At 66.7% G+C, this 7,336-nt stretch carries 4 protein-coding genes; all 4 read right to left on the reverse strand.

Annotated features, from left to right (window positions below):
* The coding region (locus QZ271_RS13270; RefSeq protein WP_291432250.1) for a hypothetical protein at window positions 1–431 on the reverse strand (431 nt) is incomplete at its 3' end.
* A gap of 5 nt (window positions 432–436) precedes the next feature.
* A complete protein-coding gene (locus QZ271_RS13275; protein WP_291432253.1) occupies window positions 437–4,609 on the reverse strand; it encodes an LAGLIDADG family homing endonuclease in 4,173 nt (1,390 codons plus the stop codon).
* Window positions 4,610–5,102: 493 nt separating this feature from the next.
* Window positions 5,103–6,104: an NAD(P)H-dependent glycerol-3-phosphate dehydrogenase gene (locus QZ271_RS13280; protein WP_291432257.1), complete on the reverse strand. Its 1,002-nt coding sequence runs from the start codon at window positions 6,102–6,104 to the stop codon at window positions 5,103–5,105.
* 29 nt (window positions 6,105–6,133) lie between these two features.
* Window positions 6,134–6,883 carry a class I SAM-dependent methyltransferase gene (locus QZ271_RS13285; RefSeq protein WP_291432255.1) on the reverse strand — a complete coding sequence of 250 codons (750 nt, stop codon included), beginning with the start codon at window positions 6,881–6,883 and terminating at the stop codon, window positions 6,134–6,136.
* Between the last annotated feature and the right edge of the window lie 453 nt (window positions 6,884–7,336).

Genomic DNA, 7,336 nt, shown 5'->3' on the forward strand with positions numbered 1-7,336 from the left:
TGAGTGCTTTTGAACTTTAGGCCATTATTGACTAGTTGCTTATCATTATCCGAAAAAGGGGAACGAATTTCTTTTACTGAGTATATGATAACGCAATCCCTTCTGCCTTCTGAAAGGTCGCAGGTAGATGTTCCTATTGCAAATACTGGTGAATTATCAACCCTAATGCCTAGGTAGTATGCGGAATTACTAGATATGATGTCGCCTTGTAAAAAGCTAAACTTATCTATTTCGGCGACGATACCCCTTGAGAGTAATTGCTGAAACTCAATTGGATATGAAAATATGTTTTCAAAGACTCCAGTTACTTCGGCTATCTTCTTGCTTGTAGCTTGTTCCTCTGCAAACTTCTTAAGGGTCTCTATTCCTTTGGTGGGATGAGAGTGATTTTTGAGATCGTCACAGAGTATTGCTGCCAGTTCTTTAGACATCTACTTCACCCGCATTTGCTGAAGCCGCAGGCTTGGCATTTCAGGCAGCCTTCCTCGCGGATCACGGCGCGTTCCTCGCAGACGGGGCAGCGGTCGCGGCTCATGCCGTCCATGCCTTCCACGCTGACGCCGCTGGGCGCGGCGCTGGCGGGTGCGGGGGTGTCGGTGCTGCCTCCGGCGAGGGGGGGGAGCTGGGCGGCTTCCATGTCTTTCTGGAAGGTTTCGAGGGCGACGGCGATCAGGTCGGCCTTGCTGCCCACCAAGCGGCCGTTGTAGCTGCCGTACAGGCCGCCGTTGATGCCGCGCAGGGTTTTGATGATGGCCTGGGCGGGCACGCCGTGTTGCAGGGCGATGGACACGACGCGGCCGAGGGCTTCGCTGTCGGCGTTGGCTTCGTCGCCGGCGCGGCCGCTGATGACCATGACCTCGACGGGTTTGCGGTCGAGGTGGTTGACCGTGACGAGGAAGCTGCGGCGGTGGCCGCTGGTGGGGTCCGTGAGTTTGATCATGTCGGTGATGCCGCTCAGGCGGGTGGGGCGCTGGTACACGGCGCGGGCGGCGGGCTGGGTGGCCTGCGCGGCGGTGGGGGTGGCCGCGGCGGCAACCGGGGCGGGTTGGGCGGCTTCGCCCATCACGTCGGCGCTGGCGCTGGCGGTGTCGGTGGCGGTGGCGGTGTCGGTGGCGGTGTCGGTGGCGGTGTCGGTGGCTGGGGCGGGTTCTTCGGTCTTGTCTTTCTTCTTGGTGGTGCTCAGTACCTGGAACTGCCTGGAGCCGTCGCGGTACACGGTGATGCCCTTGCAGCCGGTGCGGTACGCCTCGCTGTAGGCGTCCTGGACGTCCTGCACGGTGGCGTTGTTGGGAAGGTTGATGGTCTTGCTGAGGCTGTTCGCGGCGAAGCCCTCGGCGTCGAAGGCGCACTGCACGACGCCCTGCATGCGGACGTGATCGACGGGTTTGATGTCGTGCGCGCAGACGAACACCTGCTGGAGCGCGTCGGGGATGAAGGGCAGGCCGACGACGCTGCCGTGGTTCTCGCTGACGGCTTCGGTGACCTTGTCCCAGTTCCAGTTGCCGTTCTCGTCTTGCATGCCGTCGGGCGCGGGGTACGTTTCGAGCAGTTCGACGAACAGCGGGGCGAGGAGCGCGCGGTACTCGCTGCCGATCTTGCGCCAGATGAACGGGCTGAACACGGGTTCGATACCGCTACTGACGCCCATGAGCATGCTGGTGGTGCCGGTGGGTGCGACGGTCAGCACGGCCACGTTGCGCCGGGGGGCGTGGGGAATCTTATCGGCGTGGCGTTCGTACACGGGGTACACGCCGCGTTCCTGCCCGAGCTTCTCGCTCTCGGCGATGGCTTCCTCGCGCAGGGCGCTCATGATGTCGTAGATGACGCGGCGTCCGGTGTCGCTGTCATACCTCAGGCCGAGCTTGATCAGGGCGTCCGCGAGGCCCATGACGCCCAGGCCCAGGCGGCGCAGGTCCTGACTGGCGACACGGTTGTCCTCCAGGGCGAACACGTTCACGTCCAGCACGTCGTCCAGGAACCGGACGGTGGTGCGCACGTCGGCGCGGAAGGCAGTCTCGTCGAAGCGGCTGTCCTTGACGTACGCGGCGAGGTTAATGGCGCCCAGGTCGCAGGGCTCGCCGACGGTCAGGGGGATCTCGCCGCAGTTGTGGGCCAGGATGCCGTTGGCGTCGAAGGCGTGAACGTCTTTCACGGTAACGTCGTACACGGCTTCCTCACCGTCCGGCTGGATGCTGACGATTTCGTCGCAAAAGCGTTCGCGGTTCAGGTCGCGGGTGTAGGCGGCCAGTCGGTCGTGCAGGCGGGCGGCCTTACGGGCGTCCCGGAAGTTCACCTGTTGTGCGAAGGTGTGCAGGTTGCTGCCGCTGATGATCAGTTCATGCTGCGCCTGGACGGCGTACTGGGCGACGCCGCCTTTTCCGTCGGGCAGAGAGTGCGTTCCGGCGGGACGGCGTTCGGTATGCAGGCTGCTCAGGATGCCCAGGCGGGCCAGCATGCGCTGGGCACGTTTCAGGAGGGTCAGGTCAGACTGCGCGAGGCGCACGCTGACGCCCTTGGCCTGCTGACCCTGCACACTGCCGTCCGCGTCGAACAGGCCCTGCAGCACGCCCCGGTAGAACTCGAAGCCGCCCTGCTCGATCTGGTCGGTCAGAGTCTTGTGCCCGTGAACGACGCCGTATTTCGCGGCCAGTTCCGCCAGCGCCTCGCTGCTCAGGCGGATGCGGGCGCGCTGTTCGTCGTCGCTGCGCCAGAGCTTTTTGGCGGCGCCCATCCGGCTCAGGGCGCCCTGTGCGGTGTCGGCCAGGGCGTGGCGTTCCTCGCCCCAGAAGCCCAGCGCGGCCATCGGGCGGGCCTTGTCCGTGATGAACGTGCCGTCGCCGATCAGGCTGCCCAGTAGCCAGCCCTCACTGCGGTTCCCGGCGCCTGCCCAGGGGCTCACGTCGCGGTGATCGTTGAGCATGATGCGGTCCCCGGCGTTCAGGGTGCCGGTTTCCACCCACTGCGTTTCCTGGGTGTCACGCGTCTGTCGCACGACTTTCAGCAGCTGGTGGTTGTCCGTCAGGCGCAGCTCGTACCCGCGCCGGGTCGTGACTTTCAGGACGGGTTTCACGCCCGTCAGCCAGAAGCCTCCGCGCGCGTCGAAGGACTCGCCGTTGACCGTGGCGCAGAAATCCTTCCCGATCAGGTGCTGCACCTGACGCGCGCCCATGGCCGTGCTGACCCACGTGTCGGCCGTCACGCAGGGGTTGGTGGAGCGGATCTCGTAGCGTTTGCCGAGGTTCTTCAGGGCGCTGTACTGGCTGATGCGGTCCACGAAGATCAGGCCGGGTTCGCCGGTGCTCCAGGCGTGCTGGGCGATCTGGTCCCACAGCCACCGGGCGGGGATGCCGGGGCGGGTGTCGGTCGGGTCGATCTTGCCGTTGCTGGCGGTGGTGTACACGGGCACGCCGCGCGCGCCGTCTTCCTCGCGGTCGGGGAGGGTGGGGAGCGTGCCGGCGTAGGGCTCTGCCTGGGTGTGCAGGGCGTACTTGCCGGGCACGTCCTGCACGCTGACGTGCCACAGGGCGTCGCGTTGCAGGGCGTCCCAGAATTTCTCGGTGACGAGGATGCTGATGTTGAAGGTGCTGATGTCACCCTCGGCGGCCTCGCGGTCGAGGTCCTTGGCGGTCAGGAAGTCCAGGACGTCCGGGTGCTCGATGGAGATCGTGGCCATGCCCGCGCCGCGCCGCGTTCCGCCCTGCCGGACGACGCGCAGGACGGGGGCGTACACGAAGCGCAGGGTGTTGATGGGGCCGCTCTGCTGCGCGCCACGGTTGGCCCATTCCAGGAAGTTGTCGAAGATTTCGAGCAGGAAGCTCACGGGGCCGCTGCTGGTGCCGCCCGATCCTCTGATGGGCGCGCCTTCGGGCCGCATGTGGCTCAGGTCAATGCGGGGTTCCAGGCCCAGGATGGCGTCGTCGGCGACCTTGCGGGCCGCGTCGATAATGCCGCCCATGTCGTCCGGGACCGTTTGCACGCCCTCCGGTATGGCTTGCACGACGGTGACACCGTTGGCGCGGGCCAGGGCGACCAGTTCGGGCTTCATGACCTGTCCGTACACCACGCGCGTCCAGTTGCGCACGGCGACGGGTTGCTTGTCACCGTCGGGTTGCGTGGGGGGCCGCATGAGTCCCTCGATGAAGTCGGTCACGTCGGCGTGGCTGGCGCTCATGTACGCCCACCCGCGCACGCCGGCGTCCGGGCGGCTGGCCTGCGCGCGTGGGGTGTACACGTCGAGGTTCACGCCGTTCCCGCCGCCGACCTTGGTGACCAGTGCGAGTTTCCGGGCGACTTCCATGACGCCCTCGAAGGTGCTGGGGTCGTGTTCGGTGGCGCCCTGTACAAAGCAGTTCAGGACGTTGCCGTGCGAGGTGCCCGCTCCGGCCAGGACGCGCCCGCCGGGGCAGAATTTCTTCTCGGCCATCAGGTCGTAGTACTGCTGCGCCCAGTGGTCCCGTACGCCCTCGCTTTCGGCCCCGGCAACCCAGGTGGCGATGCGGCGGAACATGCCGCTCAGGTCGCCGTCCCCGCTCTGAAGGTACTGCCGCCGGGCGATGTGCTGGGCGTTGTCGTCGAAGTTGGTCAGGGGCTGGACGCTGAGTGTGGTCACGGTGGTTCTCCTTGGCTGTGGCGTGGGGGGCGGGGGCCGGACGTGAAGGCACACAACATGAACCCGCCGCCGGTCCGCTGGGGACCGTGGTGTGAACTGCTGTGCGCGGCCCGTGAAGTGGGTCCTTCCTGAGATGGCTGACTCTACCATCCGCCCGCAAGAGGTACAAGTACTTGTACGTCCATTCGATTTAAAGTACAAGATGCTGCAACAGCCGGGCGCATGAGGCCGTACTCAAGCCCCTGTGGCACGCGGGAATCCGGCTTGGGTGAACGCCCACATCCGGGACCCCCGCCGAGGCTACCGGTTGCCTACAGGCAGCCTGCACGCACAGGGACTGTCAAGCGGAATCTGTATCATACGGATTCCGATTGATTCGGCGTACTTCCGAATCAATCCGAGCGGATGCGAGTGGGAACAGCAGACGCCCCTTCGCGGTATGGAGCCGCAGGCGGCGCCCTTCCGACTGTGGTGGAATGGAGCGCAGTCCGTATCAATCGTGCCGTTCGGGTTTCGCGTCCCGCATCATCAGTTCCGTCAGGGCTGCCTGCGGCGTCAAGCAGCCCGCCGCGACCTGCGCGACCGCCCGCACAATCGGTAGATCCACGTCCTGTGCCTGCGCCCAGGTATCCAGCAGGCCCGCCGTGCGCAGGCCCTCCACGACCTTCCCGCCCTGACCCGGATGCTCACCCAGTGCGATTGCCTCGCCCGCCGCTCGGTTCCGGCTGTGGCGACTCGTGGCCGTGGTCACCAGATCACCCAGGCCACTCAGGCCGTACACCGTGTCCTCCTGACCTCCTACGGCCCGCAGGTAACGGTCCATCTCGCGCAGGCCGCGCGTGATCAGGGCTGCCTTGGCGTTGTCGCCCAGTCGCAGGCCGTCCACCATGCCCGCCGCGAGCGCCACCACGTTCTTCAGCACGCCGCCCAGTTCCACGCCGGTCTCATCGGGACTGGTGTACACCCGCAGGGCCGGGGTCATCAGGGCCGCCTGCACCTCCTGCGCGAACGCCCCGTCGCGGCTGGCGACCACGGTCGCGGCCGGCAGGCCCCGCCCGATTTCCTCGGCGTGATTCGGGCCGCTCAGGACCGCCACCCGCCCGAAGCCCAGGCGTCGTGCCAGGACCGTCAACTGCCCCCCGTCCGGTGCCAGACCCTTGGCGCACAGCACCACGCCCAGCTCACGCGGCAGCTCGGCCAGCAGACCGGGCGCGCCCACGCTCGGCACGACCACCAGCGCGAACGCCGCCCCCACCACCGCCCCCGCGAGGTCCGGCGTGACCCGGAGGTTCGCGGGCAGGGTCACGCCCGGCAGGTACTCCGCGTTCACCCGCTCACGGTCCAGTTCGGCCGCGAACGCCTCCCGCCGCGCCCACAGGGTCACCGGGCCGTTGCGCGCCGCGTTTACCGCCAGCGCAGTGCCCCAGCCACCCGCGCCCAGCACCGGCAGGCTCTGGACTGCTGAGCCCTGGACGGGTGGGCTCTGGACCGGCAGGCCCGGCACGGGCGGCTGTCCCTGCGCGCTCACTCGTCCCCCGCCCACGCGAACACCCACACGCGCGGCGCGTCCGGTTCCGGCGGCGCGTAATCCGGGTACTCCACGATCTCCCACCGAGCAAAGCCGGCCGCCGCCAGCAGCGGTTCCAGGTCGGCCGGGTCGTACCCGCGTTCCCGGTGCGTCTCCACGAAGTCCAGTTCACCCACCCGGCAGAACGCCTGCACCACCCCCAGGTCCGCCTCCGCGTCATGGTGATGCGACCAGTGGTAATGCACCTCGCCGCCGTCTGCCAGGGGAGCGAGGCCCTCGACCGCGTCTCCCTCCCACAACTCCCGCACCCCCAGGCGGGTGTTCACGTCGAACGCGAACAACCCGCCGGGCCGCAGGTGCGCCCGCGCCCGCCCCAGCGCCGCGCCCAGGTCCTGCGGCGTCAGCAGGTTATTCAGGCTGTCGAACACGCACGTCACCAGCGAGAACCGTTCCGGAAGCGCGAACGACCGCAGGTCACCCTGCACGAACGGCACCCCCGGCAGCCTTGAGCGCGCCTCGCGCAGCATCTCCTCACTGAAATCCAGGCCTGTCACGTCCAGACCCGCCGCCCGTAACTCCCGCGTGAACCCGCCCGTACCGCACGCCAGATCCAGCGCGCCCCCCGACCCATCCAGGCCCCCGTCCCGCGCGAAGGTCAGCACGAAGTCTGCCCAGTGGTCGTACTCCACATCCGCCATGATCGCGTCGTACACGGCGGCCAACGCTGTAAACGGCTGCCTCTGCATGCCCGCGAGTATAGGCCCCCGCTGCCCCCGGCGCCCCAGCCCACCAGGCGACCCATGAGAAAGGCCGCAAGAAACTCGGCCTACCCATCCCGCACGGCCCGCTCTACCGTAGGAGAAATCAAAGGAACTGCTCAGCCGGGGGGTGGGGTGCGGCGCAAGGTAGAGAGCCTGGGTATCGCTGACGATGCCTGCCCAAACTGCGCCAGACTCGAAGCCCAGCTCGTTGAGGTGCTGGCTGAACTACGCACGATCAAGGCTCAACTGGCCCGAAACAGCTCTACGTCCAGTCAGCCCCCCAGTCAGGACAAGCCCTGGAAGACGCTCAAAATGTCCACACATCCAGATGAGATCGTCACCCTCCCGCCCCGTTCAAGAACCAGAGGCCAACGCGGGCGCTGGGGCGTGGACTGAGCTATCCCAGCCAGAAAGCGGGTTAAGTACACTGCGTTTATC

Source organism: Deinococcus sp., from assembly GCF_018260555.1.
Taxonomy (GTDB): Bacteria; Deinococcota; Deinococci; order Deinococcales; family Deinococcaceae; genus Deinococcus.